Consider the following 19,185-nt stretch of genomic DNA (forward strand, 5'->3'; position numbering starts at 1 on the left):
AAGAATGTAGAATGAGGAATTATGAGGCTCTCATTCTACATTCTTCATTCTACATTCTACATTCTACATTCTACATTAATTTCACTTTCCAAACAACTTATTGAAACTACGATTATAGAGTAAACTAGCCCCAAGTGTTTGGTTGATTTGATAGGAGTTTAATGACCCCAATAGGGTAGTTTGAACGTTTCGATTATAGGTTTTTAAACGGAGTGAACCATCCCGTTTTACAAAATATTCCAAGGCCCAGTCGCCTAATAAAATCAAAGGACTCGTTTGATTTCGGGCATCAGTGAAACCTCCGCTTCGAGTAATTCGTAAGCGATCATTCACATTGTATGAGGCCCTTAATTGTAAATTGGATAAAATATCTTGGTTCAAATTCCCTCCTCCTAAGTATACATCGATGTTCAAATCTTTATTGATTTGTGAAGCCAGATTACTCAATTGATTCGATAACATCTCCGTAAAATTTCCTACCAAATTACCCAAAGCGATACCACTTCCTCCAAATGGAGAAACCAATTGCCCAAACAATAAGACATTGGAGACTTGTCGGGTTAGCTCTTGTTCATCCGTTTTTATTCGGTTCGTAAATGCCGTAACAGCTCCGTTCAAATGAACATCTTTGGGGTAATCACGAATACCTATATCAAAGGAAATATTGGGCGATAAAAGTCTATTTTGCAAGTTGATTGTCACATCCACGGGATAACGTCTTTTAAACTCAGGCAAGTTCGATTTATTCGTGGTGTCTAATAAGATAGGGAATAATGAAGCATATTGCGTATAAATTGCTTTAATATTCACATTTGCTTCCAAAGGATCTCCTGTCCAAGAAATCTTTGATCCTCGCTGGATAGCAAATCGCTTATTGATTAAATTTTGTAAGGTAAAAGTATAGTCTCCCTGATCAATGGCATAATCTCCCACCATCCTAAACTGACCTTTTTTATCTAAGGTCATATTGATATTTCCCGTACCATAAATTCGCATCAAATCTCCCTTCTTTTTATCAATTTGAACTTCGCCATAGGCTTCTGGGGTAAAGGCCAAATCCAAGTCCAAACTAATGCCACCCTCTTTTAATTTAGATGTTATTTGCTGCGTGTTGGCATTCAAATCTACTTGCAAAGACTTACTAAAAAACTCATAGTCTTCATCATTTTCGGTACTACTTTCTCTATCCAAAGGTATGTATAAACGAGTTCCTCTTTCGCTTTTTAAGTCGGCAGTAATCAACAAATCATGCAAGGCTCCTCGAATGGATATCGGGCCAGAGGTATACCCCGTTCCATAATAAAATGAGGTAGGGTCACGCTGTGTATTCAATAATTTAAAGCGATTCAAATTGGCTTCAATGTTCATTTCAAAAGGACTTCCTACTGGAAAAACAAAGTTTGCATTTAACTTAGCTGTATTACCTTCTGGGTCTGAAATCTTCCAATTTCGGCCTATGATTTGACGGGTCTTAAACTCAACCGTATCTGAAAAAGCCATGCTAGTTTTCAAGTAATCAAAAAATAATTTGGCTTTTTGAAGCACGATCTTTCCTTGGATATCTGGGTCTTCGATGGTGCCTCTAACCTTTAATTTACCTGAGGCGTCCCCAGCCAAACCAGAAAATACCCCTTGGGTAAAGGGTTCCAGAATACTCAAATTTGTCTTATTTAACTCGGCAGAAATATCTAGTTTGTTCCTAGTTTCAAAAGGCTTATAAGTACCATTAACCTCCACAACTGACTCCCCCAATCGATTTAAATGATAGTTTAAATCCATGGTTTTCAAGTCGGCATTATAGCTTCCTACACCTTGCAAATTTCCAATGTAAAACTTATTCAAATGCAAAGAATCTACCAACAACCAGGTATCTAAACGCGTGTGTTGGTACCAATCTTGGATATTAATTTCGGCATTCAATTCACCTTGTACTTTCAGTGAAAATAGGGGTGCCAATGTCCCCAGTTGAAACTTATTGGCTCGAAGCCTTAATGTTTCTGTGGAGTCCATGGACAAGCTTCCTTGCAAGGCAATTGATTGCTTTTGATTCGAAATCAAAAAGTGTTCAGCATGCAATTCCTTACCTTGTATGGATATTTTATTTTCTGGATCTACAGCCCAATCCTGCCCTAAAATCCTAAGATACGTATCTTTAAAACGGAGCGATAAACCATCCTTTTCAAAGCGCCAAACACCACCTAAATGTGCTAAATTCTCGTCACCTTGTTGCTTAAAATCCAATTCGAAATTGATTCGATCTTGATCCCAAAGACCATCCAATTTTAAGTTTTCCGTAGGGGTTAGGAAGTTCAGATGCTGCCTTCTCGACTGGAATACCAAGCTACTAGAAACCTCTGGGCCTCCTAAGAACTTCGAACTTTGGAAGGAAAAAATGGATTGATAAAACTTATATCCACCCAATACCAAGGTGTCAGGATAAGATTCTAAACTCAAGGAAACAGATCGTCCTTTATTGACGCTTCCTGAGAAAACTGTATTTTTAGCTAGGTCTATGGTAGGAAACCATCGGGTCAAAATGGGTTTAGCATCATGGCAAATTACCGTAAAGTCGGACACATATTTCCGATTCGTTTCATGGGATTTGGCGGCATAATAAGCAGCTCTTTCCGCCTCGTTTTTAGTGAAATACAAGGTGTATTCCTCCCACAACTGGCTCAAATCTTTTTGCAATTGAGAAGGAACAAAATCCCCCTCAGCCTCCACTGAAATCAGGTCTGAATTCAAACGATAATGTCTTTTAGGCCCTTTCAAATCAGAACTAAAAGTCAGTAGGTGAATGGGTAAATCCAACTTCTTAGGTGTTCCTAAAATCGCTTCGGAGAATGTGGCCCTACCTTCCAAATCATCCAAATCATTCATGGCAATATTTACCTGAAAATCACTCACCAACTGCATGGGAGTATCCGTAATTCGCAACCTTCCTAAATCCACATGGTCAATACGACCTTCCAAATTATAGACTGGTTTTTCCTGACGCAAATTAATTTCACCTGTCATTTGGGCCAATAAATTACTGTCCTTAACAGATACCAATCCCTTAAATAATTGCCTTTGTAAATTCCCTTTTAAACTTACTCTTCGGTAAGCATAGCGTTTAATATTGATTTCCGAAACTTGCCCATCAAAATCAACTTTAGCCGAATTACTAGAAAATCCAGAACCTTTTACCTGCGCTTCTAAATCAATCGTTCCCAAATATTCTTCCAAACTGAACAATTTACCCAGTTTAAATTTCTTCAATTTTAACTTCCCTTGGTACTTAGAAAAAGCCATGGAATCACTTAAATTCATCATGACATCTCCTTCCATATAGCCTAAACCTGTATTTAATTTACCCGAGGTGGAGAAATCCTTATTTGTTCCTGAAAACTTCCCTCCAAAGGAAACAGGCCCCAAAATATTCATTTTTTCCACGGCAGATTTGGACAAAAAGACTTGTAGGTCTTGCGGGTGAAAAAGGGAATTCACCATGTCAAAATTCATCACCGTTTTATCAATTTCTGGCAATCCCTGGAAACTAAAATCGCCCCGGAGTACACTTTTACTACCGAAGGCCATTTCAAAATTCTTCAAATTTAAACGGGCAACAGGGCCATCTAAATTGCCTTTCAATTTATACATGCCTTTGTATTGGTACATATCAGAGACAAATCGACCTAAGTCTTCGCCGCGAATTTGACTATTATCAAAATAGGCTTTCATTCTGACTTTCTTGTTCCATGACTTAAAGTCCTGGGTACTTGAATAGTCAAAAACAATCTGATTTTTTATTTGAGAATCATTGAAAAATAAATTCAATTGATCAAAGCGCATTTGCTTATCAGCATACATGAATTTGGTATCCAATGACTTAATATTCAGACCACTAATAGGATCCAAAGCCTTCAGACCTATGGTTTGTAAACCTAGGGTATCTCCTTGTACAAAAAAGTCCTTTACCTTGGCATTGATGTGGGTAAAAATGAGGTGATTTAGATCAAAATGTCGGGAAGTAGCTTCACTTTTAATTTGTTGATCATCCAACATAAATGAGCCATCCACCACTTCGGCATCTAAAATTTCAAATTTAGAGCTGGGGCCAGCTACGCTAGGACCTGGATTTAACCAATGGTCAATCCGTACAATAAATTCATCCAAATTCATTTTTCCGGATTTTTTTTCGAAAATCAGGTGTACTTTGGGTTGATACAAACGGGCATAATCCAAATGTGGATTACTTCCTTGGAAGAGTATATCAGAAAGATTAAAATTGATATCCAATCGCTCAATATGGATCATTTCTTTGCCCCAAGGGTCTTTGACACGCAAACCCCAAAAACTTATTTCATCAAAAAACTTGAGTTGAATGGCTCGAACTGTGAGTGGATAGCCGATTGCCTTCTCTATTTTGGGAGCAAAATATTGGGCTAATAGCGTTTGATTCGCAGGGACACGCAGTAATAAGACTAGCAAAAAAAACAACAAAAAAATCCCCACCAAACCGTAAAGAATGGATTTAGCGAAGATTTTGGTTGCTTTAATCATATTTTCTTTTTCAGAAAAACCACCGATTACGGCATATTTTGCCTTATTTTTGCAGAGTTTTAAATCCCTATGAAACTACTGGCCATTGAATCTTCCTGCGACGAAACATCCGCTGCCATTATGGTAAACGGAGAACTTCGTTCGAACATTGTATCCACTCAACTAATCCATACCCAATGGGGAGGAGTAGTTCCGGAATTAGCCAGCAGAGCTCATCAAAAATCCATCATACCTGTTGTACAGGAGGCTCTGCAAAAAGCAAATATAAACAAAAATGAACTGAATGCCATTGCCTTTACGCGTGGCCCTGGTTTATTGGGCGCCCTCTTAATTGGTACCTCATTTGCTAAAGCCCTAGCACTAAGTTTACAAATTCCATTGATCGAAGTGAACCACATGGAAGCCCATGTGTTGGCCCACTTTATTGAAGAGCCTAAACCCCAATTTCCCTTCCTTTGCTTAACCGTGAGCGGTGGTCATACGCAGCTGGTTTGGGTTAAAAGTGCTTTGGACATGGAAGTCATTGGTGAGACCCAGGATGATGCCGTGGGGGAAGCTTTTGATAAAACAGCTAAGCTCCTAGGTCTACCCTATCCAGGTGGCCCCATGATTGATAAATTAGCTAGGGAAGGAGACCCCAATAGATTCTCATTTCCTTTAGGGGAAATGCCGGGACTAGATTTTTCTTTTTCAGGTATTAAAACGGCTATTCTCTATTTTTTACAAAAAGAACAAAAGAATAATCCACAGTTCATTGAAGAAAATAAGGCGGACATTTGTGCTTCGGTTCAAAAAACATTGATCGACATGTTACTGCGCAAGGTCAAAAAAGCCATGAAGGAAAAAAACTGTCAGCAAATTGCCATTGCTGGTGGAGTAGCTGCAAATTCCGGACTTAGGAATGGTATTCAAGCATTAGGGACTCAACAGCATTGGGATGTCTTTATTCCAGCATTTTCCTATTGCACTGATAACGCTGGTATGATTGCCATGGCGGGACATTTTAAAGCAGAAGCAGGTATTTTCTGTGGTCAAGATGTAAGTCCGCTGCCAAGAATGGCGATGTAATGTAAACGGTTAATGATCTATTGGACGAAATATTCAATCTGGCTAGAAATGCCAATATGTAAGCTTAACCATTGACAATTTCTTTCATAGCATTCCAAAATGCTAATTTCAATGGTTTTTCGGAGTCTTTTAAGCTGGATATTAGTCGAGGGAAATGATACACCTTTTTGTTCACCCGACTGATGATTTTTCCTTCTGATAATTGTTCCTTCCAAGCGGGGATTTGATCACCTAAAAACACGTACCATTGAGCGTGGGTACCATCCACGAATTCGTCCAATGTGAAGGTTTCCATGGGTTCTAGAATTTGCCAATCATTCGCTTGAAGGGAAACCGGAGAAGCCGATAAAACTAATTGCAAACGCTCTTTTTCTGTGGCATTGATTTTCCCTACTACGACCAAACGGCAATTGACAGTCGGCAAAGTTGTTGAAACCTCATGAGGGGCTGTCGGCTCAGTAACGATTTTTTCTACAAAGCTTGCTTGAAGACCTGGACCAGATGGAATACTGGCTTTATCTTGAGTGGAATTAGTCTCCTTTTCAACCTGAGGAGCAAAGGTGGCAACCGGGAGCTCTACTTCTTGACTTGCTAGAGGCTCAGGCTCAGATAAAACAGAAGCTTCGGATGGAATGCTAGGCCGATCTGCTGGAATCCAGTAAATCTCATCGAACTTATACAATTCTGCCAAATCAATTCGATCCGAAGCCATGTTCTTTTTATGCCAATGATCCTCTTAAAACACAAGCCTCACGATCTGGGCCTGTAGAAATGAAGTTGATCGGTAAGTTCAAGTGTTTCTCTAAGAAAGCAATGTAATTTGTCAATTCAGCAGGTAATTCATTAAAATCACGCATTCCTTCTAAACTGCAATGCCACCCTGGAAGGGTTTCATAAATAGGTTTTACCTTGATATCGGTTATCTCAAATGGAATTTGATCTGTCACGGTGCCATCGGGCATTTCATAGGCAGTACAAACCAAAATTTCTTCAAAAATATTTAGGACGTCCGCCTTCATCATGATCAATTGCGTAACGCCATTAATCATCATGGCATATTTCAATGCTGGTAAATCAATCCAACCGCATCGACGAGGACGACCGGTCGTAGAACCAAATTCACGACCTTCTTGACGCATCGCTTCTCCCACTTCATCTTCTAATTCGGTTGGGAATGGACCTGATCCCACACGTGTAGCATAGGCCTTAAAAATACCAAACACTTCTCCGATGTTTTTAGGAGCTACCCCTAAACCGGTACAAGCTCCCGCCGTAATGGTATTGGAAGAAGTAACAAATGGGTAAGAACCAAAGTCAACGTCCAATAATGAACCTTGAGCTCCTTCCGCTAAAATGGTCTTGCCTAAATTAATGGCGTTGTTAACCGAATATTCGGAATCAACTAAAGCAAATTGCTTCATGAAATCCACGGCCTCAAAAAATGCCGCCTCAGCTTCCGCCAAATCATATTCAAATTTATACACATCCAAAATCGCTTTATGGCGATCCACTAGGGCCTTATATTTCTCGGAGAAATTAGGCGAAATCATATCACCTACACGCAATCCCTGACGAGAAATTTTGTCTGTATAAGTAGGTCCAATTCCTTTTAGGGTAGAACCAATTTTTTCTTTTCCTTTGGCTAATTCATAAGCAGCATCCAACAAACGGTGCGTAGGCAAAATGATGGACGCTTTCTTGGAGATTTCCAGGTTTTTCTTCAAATCAAGGTTAAAATGCGCTAATCCTTCGATTTCCTTCTTAAAAATGATGGGATCTAAAACCACGCCATTTCCGATAATATTCTGTACTTCCTGACGGAAAATACCCGATGGAATCTGATGCAACACATGCTTAAAACCATCAAACTCCAAGGTATGGCCCGCATTGGGTCCTCCTTGAAATCTCGCCACAACCTGATAACGAGGTGCTAAAACATCTACAATTTTCCCTTTCCCTTCATCACCCCACTGTAAGCCTAATAATACATCAACTGCCATAAAAACTATTTTTAAAATCTTCTATTCTTGAGACCTCGCTTGGAAATTAGCGCGGTGTTCACAATTCTTGTTGGTACATGATCCGTAGAATATCAAGGAATGGTGCATTACATTAAAGTGCAACATCTCTCCCACTAAACTCTGGATGGTTTGAACTCGAGGATCACAAAACTCCGTCACCTTATGACAATCTGTACAAATTAAATGATCATGCTGCCTGCGTCCATAAGACTTCTCAAACTGAGCTTGATTACGTCCAAATTGGTGCTTTACCACCAAATCACATTCTACCAAGACGTCCAAGGTATTATACACCGTGGCCCGAGAAACTTGGTATTTCTTATTTTTCATGGAGATGTATAACTCTTCCACATCGAAATGGTCGTCGCGTAAATAAATCTCCTCCAGGATGGCAAATCGCTCGGGTGTCTTGCGCAGACCCTTGTTTTCCAAGTAGGCTGTGAAAATTTTCTTAACCGAATCGAACTTATCTATTTCTGTGGACATTTAGCGAAAAAAACGACGTAAAATAAGCTATAAAAACTGAAAAAAGCTATTATTCTTCCCTAGCTACCTCAATTACTCCTGCCACTCGTTCTAATTCTCCTACGAGGGCAACTAAGTGGTCAGTATCTTGAATCATTAAGGAAATTCGCCCCTCAAAAAGCCCATCTTTGACTCCAATATTGAGGGCTGTAATATTCACTTTTAGTTCATCGGATATCACCCGAGTCACATCATTCACCAATCCCACCCGATCAATTCCACGAATCACCAAGTCCACCACAAATGACATGGCTATTTGACTGGCCCACTGCGCTTTAATCACTCGATCACCATGTCTTGATAGCAATTCGGGAGAATTAGGGCAATTGGTACGGTGAATTTTAATCCCCTCATTGATGGTCACAAAACCGAATACATCATCTCCGGAGATAGGATTACAGCATTTGGCTAAGGTATAATCCACCTTATCCATATCTTCACCAATCAACAAAATATCAGCATCTTTACGATCATGCTGCACGCGTTTCATCTCCTTGGTGAAGCTCTTATTATCAACAATGGGCACCTGGATAGCCTTCTCTGCTTGCTTCCGCTCGTGCATTTCCTTGTCGGACTTCCAATGTTTTAATTGCTCAATAGCGATGTAGCCTTTCCCAAATCGATAAAAAAGGTCATTGGCATCTTTGGCATTGTAATATGCTCGTAGCTGATTGGTGATTTCCAAAGTCAAACTAGGATATCCCAAAATCTTCAATCGATGCTCAATTAAATCACGCCCTTTAATAACGTGCGATTTATTCTCCTCCTTGATGAAATCCTTAATCCGGGCTTTTGCCTTCGTGGTAGTCACGATGCGCAACCAATCTTCAGAAGGTTTTTGCTTGGAAGAAGTTAATATTTCAATTTGGTCTCCATTGCTCAGTTTATGCGACAAGGGCACCAATTTTCCTCCTACTTTAGCCCCAATACATTTGGCCCCCACCTCCGAGTGAATTTCAAAAGCAAAATCCAAGGCAGTAGAACCCACTTGCAAAACCACTAATTTCCCTTTCGGTGTAAACACAAAAACTTCCTCATGATACAAGGAGTTTTTGATATCATCTACTAGTTCCACGGCCGACTGGCTCTTGTCATTAGTTTCTAAAGCCTCTCGAACTTGACTTAACCAGGATTCAAAAGCTTGACTGGTGCGCGTATCTGTTCCTTTGTATTTAAAGTGTGCAGCAACCCCCTTCTCGGCTATCTCATCCATCCTTTTGGTACGAATCTGTACTTCCACCCAACGGCCCTCCTTATCGTTGCCATAAGGCAAACTCATCACCGTGGTATGTAAGGACTCATATCCATTGGATTTTGGGGTTGACACCCAGTCCTTCAATCGACTAGGATTGGGACGATAATGATCCGTTACAATGGAATAGACTTCCCAGCAGTCTGCTTTTTCTCTCTCCAAGGGTACGTCAATCACCACCCTTACAGCAAATAAATCATAGATTTTATCAAAAGGAGTATTACTGCTTTTGATCTTATTGTAAATCGAATAAATGGATTTAGGCCTTCCTTTGATGGTGTAATTCAAATGCAATTCATCCAGTGATTTTTTAATAGGACGGATGAAATGATCGACAAAACTTTCCCGGTTCCGTTTGTTTTCTGTCAATTTATTGGCAATCTCCTTAAACGCTTCGGGTTCGGTATATTTCAAACCTAAATCCTCCAATTCTGTCTTAATAGCATTTAAACCCAAACGGTGGGCCAAAGGAGCATATAAATAAATGGTTTCAGAAGCTATCTTTAATTGCTTCTCCTTGGCCATGCTGGAAAGAGTCCGCATGTTGTGTAGACGATCCGCCAACTTAATCAAGATCACTCGAATATCGTCAGATAAGGTCAATAACATCTTGCGGAAATTTTCCGCTTGTTGGGAAGTCCCATACTCAAAAGTCCCTGAGATCTTGGTCAAGCCATCAATGATGGAGGCGATTTTCGGCCCAAAATCCTTCTCAATATCGGCCAAGGTTGTATCGGTATCTTCAACTACGTCATGCAACAAAGCAGAGATGATGGATGTGGTTCCCAATCCAATCTCTTCCACACAAATTTGAGCTACAGCCAAAGGGTGATAAATATAAGGTTCTCCGGATTTTCTCCTCATTTCCTTATGTGCCTCCGCCGAAATTAAGAAGGCCTTTTTTATTTGTTTGGCATCATCATCCTTTAAAAAAGGCTTGGCTGTTCGCAGCAATTTGCGATACCTTTTTAAAATCTCTAATCTTTCTTTTTCTAAATTGATAGGCATAGCTTACTCAGCAGTAATTAGAGCCACTGCCATGGCCGATATTCCCTCTCCTCTTCCAACAAAACCCATTCCTTCAGAGGTGGTTGCTTTCAAGGTTATCTGGTCCAATTCCACTGCCATTACTTGAGCTAAATTAGCTTGCATAGCAGGTATATGGGGATTTAACTTTGGCTGATCTAAAATGATGGTCACATCTACATTGCCTACTTGCCATCCTTTTTCACGAATCATTTCAAGCACACGGGTTAACAAGGCAATGGAGGAAACCCCTTTCCATTGCGGATCTTTATCTGAAAAATGGAAACCGATATTTCGTAGATTAGCTGCCCCTAAAAGAGCATCACAAATCACATGACAAACTAAGTCGGCGTCTGAATGACCCAAGGGCCCTTTCGTAGATTCAATTTCAATACCTCCTAAAATACAAGGTCTACCTTCGACCCAGCGGTGTACATCATAACCTTGTCCTACACGTATCTTCATTATGAATTCTTTTCTTTCTTATACCATAAGGTATTCGATTTCCCGTCAATAAACAAGCGTTTTGCCCAAGATTGCACTTCAGCTAAAGAAACGGCTTGAATTTTTTCAGCTTCCGTATTTACCCAGTTGGGATCTCCGGCATTGGCCGCCATGGCTAAATTCATGGCTCGGTTTAAAACCTCCACCTCCATAAACACTAAACTCGCCTCCGCTTGATTTTTCACTTTTTGCAAAGCCTGCTCCACTATTCCGGACTGAACAAATCCTTGAATTACCTTTTCCAAGGCTTGATCAGCTTCTTCTATAGCTACTCCATCACTTACTTGACCCTGAATAATCATGATTCCGGGGTCAATAGATCCCATTTGGTAAGCATTAATTGAATCAAAAATGCGATTATTTTGAACCAAATGCTCATACAAATAGGATGACTCCCCTCTACCCATCAAATCTGCCAACATATCTATGGCATGAAAACCTGGCTGATAACGCCCTACCATGGGATAAGCCTTGTAGATTCGATCAGAAGGAACTTGGGCTGTAATTTCCATGTGGCGATTTTCTAATTGAGGATCCTCTTGAACCAGTTGGCGTAAAGGCTTCACTCCACCCGGAATAGGACCAAACCACTTTTCTGCTAAATTTTTAACCTCTTCCAACTGAACTTTCCCTGCCACCACCAATACTGCATTAGCTGGTACATAATGTTTATAAAAGAAGGCCTTAACATCTTCTAAACTAGCATCTTCAATATGCTGAATATCTGCCCCAATGGTGGCCCAGCGATAGGGGTGCTTTTGGTAAATTAATGGCCTAAACTTTAACCATAAATCACCATAAGGTTGATTCAAATAGCGTTGTTTAAACTCTTCAATCACAACTTTTCTTTGAACCTCTAAAGAATTAGGGTTAAAGGCCAGCTGCTTCATACGATCAGACTCCAACCAAAAGGCTGTTTCCAAGTTTTGATATGGCAAACTGATGTAATAGTTAGTCAAATCTGGCGTAGTAAAAGCATTATTCTCGCCTCCAACTCGCTGCAAAGGACTATCGTAATTTGGTATATTTTCCGAACCTCCAAACATCAAATGCTCAAACAAATGAGCAAAACCTGTCCGGCTGGGATCTTCATCTCGGGAGCCCACATCGTAAATCACATCCATCACAGCTAGGGTTGTGCTGGGGTCTTCATGTACGATAACTCGTAAGCCATTGTCTAAGGTAAATTCTTGAAATGAAATCATTCGGGAAGTTTAATTATAAAATAGAAACAAAAGTAAAAAATTAGGCCCAAAAACCACAGTACTTACGTATTTTTGCAATTCAACCGTGTATTTATGTGGCGAATATTTTTGGTCCTTTTTTGGCTTATATCTTGGAATATTTCTGGACAAATTTTATCCGATAATCAAGCAAAAGAATGGATTTCAAATGGATTGAACCACATGTATAACCATGAGTTCAAAGAATCCACGGACGACTTCAATGCCCTAAAATCTAAATACCCCAAGCACCCAAGTAGTTATTTATTATTGGCCATGCAATGGGAAAAACAATATTTCCCCTTAAAAGATCATCCAAATCAGAGCAAAGCCTATTTGGCTTATTTGGAAAGAAGTTTTGAATTAGCGGAAGCTGCATTTGAAAAAAATGAAAATGATTTAGAAGCCGTCTTTTTTTGCATTTCTTCTACGGGTTTTTTGGCGGCCTATGAAGCAGATAACCAGAACTTCATGAAGGCCGTTTCTCACACGCGGAAATCATATTCCTTCTTAAAGATTGCCCTAAAAAATACGGATAAGCAACCTGAATTTTTATATTCAGCAGGTATATACAATTATTACCGCATCGTTTACCCGGAATTGCACCCTGTCATTAAACCCTTAATGGTCTTTTTTGAAGAAGGGAATAAACGGGTTGGCTTAAATTTCTTAGAACAAAGTACCCGCAAAACCATCTTTGTGAAGAATGAAGGGCGCTTCTATTTAGGTTATGTATACAATAAATACGAGGGTACGCCGGCCAAAGCTCTTCCACTTAACCAAGCCCTTTTAGAAGATTTTCCAAGCAATCATCTTTTCATCCTTCAAAGAGCAGAACTATTGGCCTTGACTCATAATTTTGAGGAAGGAGAAATTTACCTTGATAAATTAGAGAAATTAAAGATCCCTTATTTTACCGGTGCAGCATGGGTATTTAGAGGTATCGCAGATGAATTTGGCAAACGAAAAATGGCTCAAGCTGAAGCACATTACCTCAAGGCATTACAATATCCCTTTGAGGAAAGATTCACCAAAGATATCCGAGGTTTGGCCTATTTAGGATTATGCCGTATCGCTCATAAGTCGGGCCAAAAGGCTAAAGCAAAAAAATACTTACACCTCTCGAAGGAGTATATTGAATATAAAAACTCGCAGGATGAGTACCATCGCTTATCCAAACTATTGTAATTATGGAAAGTAGAGAAGCTGGAGTTGAACGTTTATATCCCAAAATTTGGGGAAGGATGTCAGCCCGATATTATTACCTGATTCAACTTAGGAAGCAGTTAGAAAGGGTCATCGAACTATTCGTGAAAAATGCCCCTCATCAGCTTTTGGCCGACTACGGTTGTGGTAACAAACCTTATGAGCCACTTTTTGGACCTTTTGTAGAGCAATACATCGGTTTAGATTTAGCCATCAATACCAAGGCTGATGTGGTGGTAGACCCCAAAGGTATCATCGACATGCCGGATGAAAGTGTAGGCTTTGTCTTATCCACCCAAGTTTTGGAGCATGTGGAAGATCCCAAGTCCTATTTAATGGAGGCTTGTCGCATTTTACAAAAGGATGGCAAATTAATACTTTCTACTCATGGCTATTGGATGTTTCATCCAGATCCTACGGACTTTTGGCGCTGGACTTCCACAGGTTTGCAGAAGATTGTAAAAGAGGCTGGCTTTGAAATCGTATATTTTGAAGGAATCTTATCCCGCTCATCCATGGGACTTCAATTATTCCAGGATGGACTTTTATTTAAATTCCCCAAAGCCATTCGTCCACTTTGGTCCATGCTCTTACAACCTTTCATTATCTTTTTTGACAAAATTGCAGGTAATAAATCCAGAAGAGAAGATGCCTGTACCTTTATATTAGTAGCAAAGAAATTATAATCTCATTTTTAGGTATTTGTTGGAATCACCAATTGAAAGATAGAAATATAGTGATTAGGGATTAGGGGTTAGTGATTAAGGTTTAGGGTTTAGGGGTTAGGGGTTAGTGATTGGGTTTAGGGTTTAGTGATTGGGTTTTAGTGATTAGGGGTAGGAAGCTCAAAATCTCGTCGGACAGCCCAGCGAAAGGGAATGAACGAAAGCTTATAAATTACTTTTTTCCCATTTCCAAGTTCTCTCCAAAGCCTCATCAAAAGGAGTTCTTTCAAAAAAAATGAGGGATTCCAATTTCTGTACATCTAGATAAACATGGGGAACATCAGTAGGTTTAGCCTCTTTAAAAGCAACCTGAAAGCTTGGGATTAAGCTTTTGATTTTTTCTAAAATACTTAATAAGGATATGGCTGAACCATAGCCAATATTGATGGTGTCATTTTTATGACCCGCCTGCCATAATTGAAATATGGCTTTGGCTATATCCTCAGCAAAAATATAATCTTTGGTCTGGCTACCATCTCCCCAAACCGTGAAGGTCTCTCCACGCAATGCTTTTCTTAAGGCAATATTGATAACGCCTTGTTGATCCGAATGATGAAAATATCCAAATGGGTTAGACAAGCGTAGTATGAGGTAATCAATTTGATGGATTTTGGAATAAAGCTGAATAAAATGCTCAACAGCCAATTTAATGATGCCGTAAGAAGAAATAGGCCGACAAGCATGATTTTCATGAAGAGCTTCCAAACCTGCATTCCCGTAAACAGCCCCACCAGAAGATAAATAAAGTAAAAAGCGACAATCAAACTGCTTCATCACTTCTAACAATTGTATGGTCGGTTTGAGATTAGCCTCTAAATCTTCCGATACATTTTGGGTTGATGTAGCTGGTACGATGGTACTAGCAAAATGAAATACCTGCGTAAATTTTTCTTTTTGAAATAGGCTTTCCAACAACCCTCTATCGCCATAATCTCCTTTCACCCAAGTTATCTCCGGAAATCGCTTCAAATCAGGATGGTGGTGCCGAGACAATACGGTCAAGGAAACTTCATTCTTGGGTGCTTGTTTCTCTAAAAATTGAATCCAATTCAATCCTAAAAAACCAGCTCCACCAATGAGTAATATTTTTTCCATACCTTTCAAATGCCTTGCAAAAATAGAGCTAAGATTTGATTAACCTAGTCGGGATGGCTTTAAAATAATTTCGTATTTTCGTTAATTCATTCACCTCGAACCCCATTCGATGAAGCTATTAATTGCTCGATCAAATTACTTTTCTTATTCCGAAACATTCATTGATGAGCAAATCAAACAGCTTCAACCACACTCGGTTCTTTATGAAGGTTGGCAACCCTCTAGACTTTATAAAGGTGGCTCTATTTATCCTTTTCCTCTGAATCAACTACTAGTACGGGGTAGTTTACGTCGACTTTTTCCTGATTTATACCAAAAAATCTACACCTATTTTTTACGTAAATACCTGCGAAATAATCAAATAGAAGCTCTTTTGGCTAATTATGGTCCTCTTGGGACACATATTTCCGAGGCTTGTGAATCGGAAAAAATACCATTCGGAATCGTCTTTTTAGGCTTTGATGCCAATGAAACCAAAACCTTGGAAAATTATGGACCCCAATATGCCAAGGTCTTACCCAAGGCCAAGGCCGTCATTGTTGTGGCTTCTGCCATGAAACCTACCTTAGAGAAAATCTGTGGTCCATTGCCCAATTTACATGTGATACCATGCGGCGTAGACCTCAATCAGTTTTATCCAGACAAACAAAAGAAACAAAATACGTCATTTCAACTTATTTCAGTGGCACGTTTTGCCGCCAAAAAAGGCTCTTTACTCAGCATTAAATCCTTTGAAATACTACTAAAGCAATTTCCTGATGCTCAATTCAACATGGTGGGTGATGGACCCTTGTGGCAGGAAGCTAAGGACTATGTAAAAGCGCATCAATTAGAAAATAACATCCACTTTTTAGGGGCTAAGTCGCCAGAAGAATATTTACCTCTATTACAAGCGGCAGATGCCTTTATTCAACATTCGGTGGTGACTCCATCGGGTGACTCAGAAGGGACTCCCGTAGCCATTTTAGAAGCCTCCGCCACAGGTTTGGCCATTGTTTCCACTCGACATGCCGGTATTCCAGAAGCAGTAATAGAGGAAGAAACAGGCATCTTAGTAGATGAGCATGATGTAAGTTCCATGGGAAATGCCTTGATTCGATTGGCTTCTCAAAGAGATTTATGCCAACAAATGGGCATGGCTGCCAGAAAACATATGCTGGAACATTATGAAGTAGGCAAATTAAGCCAAAAGATTAAACAATTATTGTCTTAACAATTGAATTCATTCAATGAAGGCAAATGTGTAAATTTGTTGATTATTCAAAAAAAATCGCATGGGGATCGTCATCCGACAAAGTTTAAAAGGCTCTATTGTTACCTATTTGGGTACGGCCATCGGGACGTTCAATGTCATTTTCTTGTATAATAAGTTTCTAAGCCAAGCTGAAGTGGGTTTAATCGCTGGGGCTTTGGTCAGTATTCCTCTGATATTTTCTTCCTTTACGCACTTTGGTATACCTCATATAGCTGTTCGGTTTTTTCCCCATTTTGATAATCCGGAAAATAAGCATGGAGGCTTTTTTACTTTTCTCTTACTTTCTCCTCTCCTAGGACTTGGCTTATTCAGTCTGGGCTATGTGGCCTTGAGGGGCCTATTCAACCAGTTTTACGCTGAAAACTCGCCCCTTTTGCCTACCTATTTTTATTACATCATCCCGTTAACGGCAAGTTTTCTCTACATGAGTGTATTGGAATCCTATGCTAGGGTACATTTAAGGATAGTCGTTCCGGCCATCATTCGAGAGTTATATTTAAGAATCGCCAATGCCTTATTAATTGTCGCATATGGATGGGGCATATTAAATTTCCATCAATTGGTTCAAGGAATCACGGTTTCGTATATTCTAGCCGTTGTGACACTTTTACTCTACATCAAACAATTAAAAAGATTTTATACCAAAATGGACTTTTCATTTTTGAGAAAGCCCATTTTTAAAGAAATGGTAGGATACGGTGCCTGGGTTATTTTAGCGGGGGCCAGTTTCACACTGATACAACATGTAGAAAAAATCATGTTGCCAGCTTACGCAGGGGGATTAGGCACAACGGCTATTTTTGATATTAACTCCCGCATGGCCTTAATGATTGCCATACCTAGAAATGTGATTGCCGCGATTTCTACGCCCCTCTTAGCCCAAGCTTGGAAACGAAATGACAACAGCCAGATAGAAGAAATCTATAAAAAATCATCCCTAAACTTACTGTTGGTCGGTTGTTTTTTATTTCTGTTAGTCTGGCTAAACTTGGATCAAATCTATCAAATCATCCCTAGAAGTGAAGTTTACGAAACAGGGAGATGGGTGGTCTTGATGGTGGGGATTAGTAAAATCATCGATATGGGAACAGGCTTGAATTCAGAAATTTTAATTAATTCTAAATTTTACCGCTACGACCTACTTTTTTACATTATTTTGGCGAGCATTGTGGTGGTGGGGAACCTTATTTTTATTCCACTTTACTCATTTAATGGAGCGGCTTTAGCGAGTCTGTTGGCTCTCTTCATTTATAATACCATCAAATTTGTATTCATTTGGTACAAAATGGGACTGCAACCCTTTGAAATTCGCACCTTGGGTATCTTATTAGTCAGTGGAGTCATTTACCTATTAGTCAGCCAATTGCCTACCATTGAGGGAGAAAAGTGGATAAGCTGGTTTTTAAATATTAGTCTAAAGACTTTCAGTGTTAGTGCTTTGTTTCTATTGGCTGCTTGGAAATTGAATTTAAGTCCAGACATGAAGCAGTTGATTAAAAATTATTTGAAAAAATGAAATTAATGTCCCTGGCCGGTGGCCTGCCTCATTATTACAACTTAGTGCTGAATAAATTACAGCATGAATTTGGTGTGGAAGTGGTGGTGGTTGTACCTTCTGGCGAGGGTGCTACCTTGGGGGCAGGGGTATTTGAAAGTAAAAGCGGAATAGAATTCAAGGTGATTTATGCGGAGGAATACACTACCTATTATGGCAAAAAATTCTTTAAAGGTTTAAAGGAACTCATACTTCAGGAAAAACCAGATGTATTAATGGTGAATTGGCCTTACCAATTGGCCTATGTATTTTATCCTTCATGGTATCGATTTTTAAGAAAACATAAAATCGCACTCATTTCAAAAGAAATCCCATTTCAGGTGCCTACTTATCAAGAGGCCATTTCTTTTTATGTCAGCGGCGGCGGTATTACTGAAAACAATCAGCAGCATCAAAAAAGCCAGTCTTTACTAGCCTATCTTAAATATTGGATGGTGAGAGAGAGTAGAAAGCGCTTTGTTAACCTAGTGGATGCCCACATAAATTACTTGGATGAAGCTAAAAACATCCATGCAAGCTATGGAGTATCCCCTGAAAAAGTATTTGTGACGGCTAATTCCCCTGATACAGATTTTATAGCTCAGCAATACGCAGCCATCGAAAAAGCAGGATTACCCACATCGCATGCTTTTCGATTATTGCATGTAGGGCGATTGGTGAAATGGAAACAGGTTGATCTACTTATTCATGCGGCTGTTCAGCTTAAAAAAACATTTCCAGAAACGGAATTACATATTGTAGGAGATGGCCCCGAAATGGCTTCGCTAAAACAACTGGTAGAAAGCTTAGGAGCCAATGCCTATATTCACTTTTGGGGAGGTATTTATGACATGCAAGAATTGGGCAAAATCACCTTGGCAGCGGGTATTTACGTGCTAGCCGGAATGGGTGGTTTATCCATCAACGAAGCCATGTGTTTCGGAAAGCCCGTGGTATGCTCCATTGCCGACGGAACCGAGAAAAGATTAGTCAAGGAAGGCATCAATGGTCGATATTTTAAATCAGGAGATTTATCAAGTTTAGTGGAAGTAATCTCTGACTTATTCCAACATCCTGATAAAATTAAGTCCATGGGAATTGCTTCCAAGAATATCATTGAGGAAGAAATCAATATTCATAGCGTTTTGAGTAATTATATGGAAGCCTTTAAATTTGCCATAGAACGTCAAAATAAGCGGTAATTTT

14 protein-coding genes are annotated in these 19,185 nt (G+C 39.6%); 6 read left to right on the forward strand and 8 right to left on the reverse strand.

The features are described from left to right. Positions 1 to 81: 81 nt before the first annotated feature. Complete coding sequence (locus SKC36_RS04770) at positions 82 to 4,545, reverse strand: translocation/assembly module TamB domain-containing protein (RefSeq protein ID WP_459454324.1); 4,464 nt, start codon at positions 4,543 to 4,545, stop codon at positions 82 to 84. A 69-nt stretch (positions 4,546 to 4,614) separates the two neighbouring features. Between SKC36_RS04770 and tsaD the strand changes: the two genes are divergently transcribed. Next, positions 4,615 to 5,613, forward strand: a complete 999-nt coding sequence (gene tsaD, locus SKC36_RS04775; RefSeq protein WP_459454323.1) for a tRNA (adenosine(37)-N6)-threonylcarbamoyltransferase complex transferase subunit TsaD — start codon at positions 4,615 to 4,617, stop codon at positions 5,611 to 5,613. 64 nt (positions 5,614 to 5,677) lie between these two features. Here the strand turns inward: tsaD and SKC36_RS04780 are convergent, their stop codons facing one another. From SKC36_RS04780 to SKC36_RS04805, 6 genes are read right to left on the reverse strand one after another with little or no spacing between them, the layout of a single operon-like run. Beyond that, positions 5,678 to 6,325, reverse strand: a complete 648-nt coding sequence (locus SKC36_RS04780; protein WP_459464981.1) for a hypothetical protein — start codon at positions 6,323 to 6,325, stop codon at positions 5,678 to 5,680. Positions 6,326 to 6,332: 7 nt separating this feature from the next. Further along, entirely contained in the window at positions 6,333 to 7,613 is a 1,281-nt protein-coding gene (locus SKC36_RS04785; protein WP_459454321.1) for an adenylosuccinate synthase, read from the reverse strand. Positions 7,614 to 7,634: 21 nt separating this feature from the next. Continuing rightward, positions 7,635 to 8,120, reverse strand: coding sequence for a Fur family transcriptional regulator (locus SKC36_RS04790; protein WP_109322291.1), 486 nt, complete (start codon positions 8,118 to 8,120; stop codon positions 7,635 to 7,637). Between the two features lie 49 nt (positions 8,121 to 8,169). Continuing rightward, positions 8,170 to 10,419, reverse strand: a complete 2,250-nt coding sequence (locus SKC36_RS04795; protein ID WP_459454320.1) for a RelA/SpoT family protein — start codon at positions 10,417 to 10,419, stop codon at positions 8,170 to 8,172. A gap of 3 nt (positions 10,420 to 10,422) precedes the next feature. Beyond that, complete coding sequence (ispF, locus tag SKC36_RS04800) at positions 10,423 to 10,902, reverse strand: 2-C-methyl-D-erythritol 2,4-cyclodiphosphate synthase (protein WP_459454319.1); 480 nt, start codon at positions 10,900 to 10,902, stop codon at positions 10,423 to 10,425. After that, complete coding sequence (locus SKC36_RS04805; protein ID WP_459464983.1) at positions 10,902 to 12,146, reverse strand: M16 family metallopeptidase; 1,245 nt, start codon at positions 12,144 to 12,146, stop codon at positions 10,902 to 10,904. The genes ispF and SKC36_RS04805 overlap by 1 nt, the downstream gene beginning before the upstream one ends. A gap of 93 nt (positions 12,147 to 12,239) precedes the next feature. Between SKC36_RS04805 and SKC36_RS04810 the strand changes: the two genes are divergently transcribed. Further along, entirely contained in the window at positions 12,240 to 13,352 is a 1,113-nt protein-coding gene (locus SKC36_RS04810) for a tetratricopeptide repeat protein (RefSeq protein WP_459464985.1), read from the forward strand. A 2-nt stretch (positions 13,353 to 13,354) separates the two neighbouring features. Then, on the forward strand, positions 13,355 to 14,056 hold the full coding sequence (locus tag SKC36_RS04815) for a class I SAM-dependent methyltransferase (RefSeq protein ID WP_459454316.1): 702 nt from the start codon (positions 13,355 to 13,357) through the stop codon (positions 14,054 to 14,056). A 204-nt stretch (positions 14,057 to 14,260) separates the two neighbouring features. On the opposite strand, the gene SKC36_RS04820 is transcribed toward SKC36_RS04815, so the two are convergent. After that, the gene (locus tag SKC36_RS04820) at positions 14,261 to 15,190 is read right to left on the reverse strand and encodes an NAD-dependent epimerase/dehydratase family protein (RefSeq protein ID WP_459464987.1); all 930 of its coding nucleotides are present in this window, start codon (positions 15,188 to 15,190) and stop codon (positions 14,261 to 14,263) included. Between the two features lie 109 nt (positions 15,191 to 15,299). Here SKC36_RS04820 and SKC36_RS04825 point away from each other — a divergent pair, with 109 nt between their 5' ends. From SKC36_RS04825 to SKC36_RS04835, 3 genes are all read left to right on the forward strand, one after another. Next, positions 15,300 to 16,403, forward strand: coding sequence for a glycosyltransferase (locus SKC36_RS04825; protein ID WP_459464989.1), 1,104 nt, complete (start codon positions 15,300 to 15,302; stop codon positions 16,401 to 16,403). A gap of 61 nt (positions 16,404 to 16,464) precedes the next feature. Then, positions 16,465 to 17,961, forward strand: coding sequence for a lipopolysaccharide biosynthesis protein (locus SKC36_RS04830; RefSeq protein WP_459464991.1), 1,497 nt, complete (start codon positions 16,465 to 16,467; stop codon positions 17,959 to 17,961). Further along, positions 17,958 to 19,181 (forward strand): glycosyltransferase family 4 protein, encoded by a 1,224-nt coding sequence (locus tag SKC36_RS04835; RefSeq protein WP_459464993.1) that lies wholly within the window; start codon positions 17,958 to 17,960, stop codon positions 19,179 to 19,181. Before SKC36_RS04830 ends, SKC36_RS04835 begins: the two co-directional genes overlap by 4 nt. The last annotated feature ends 4 nt before the right edge of the window (positions 19,182 to 19,185 follow it).

This window comes from Aquirufa sp. OSTEICH-129A (assembly GCF_054558355.1).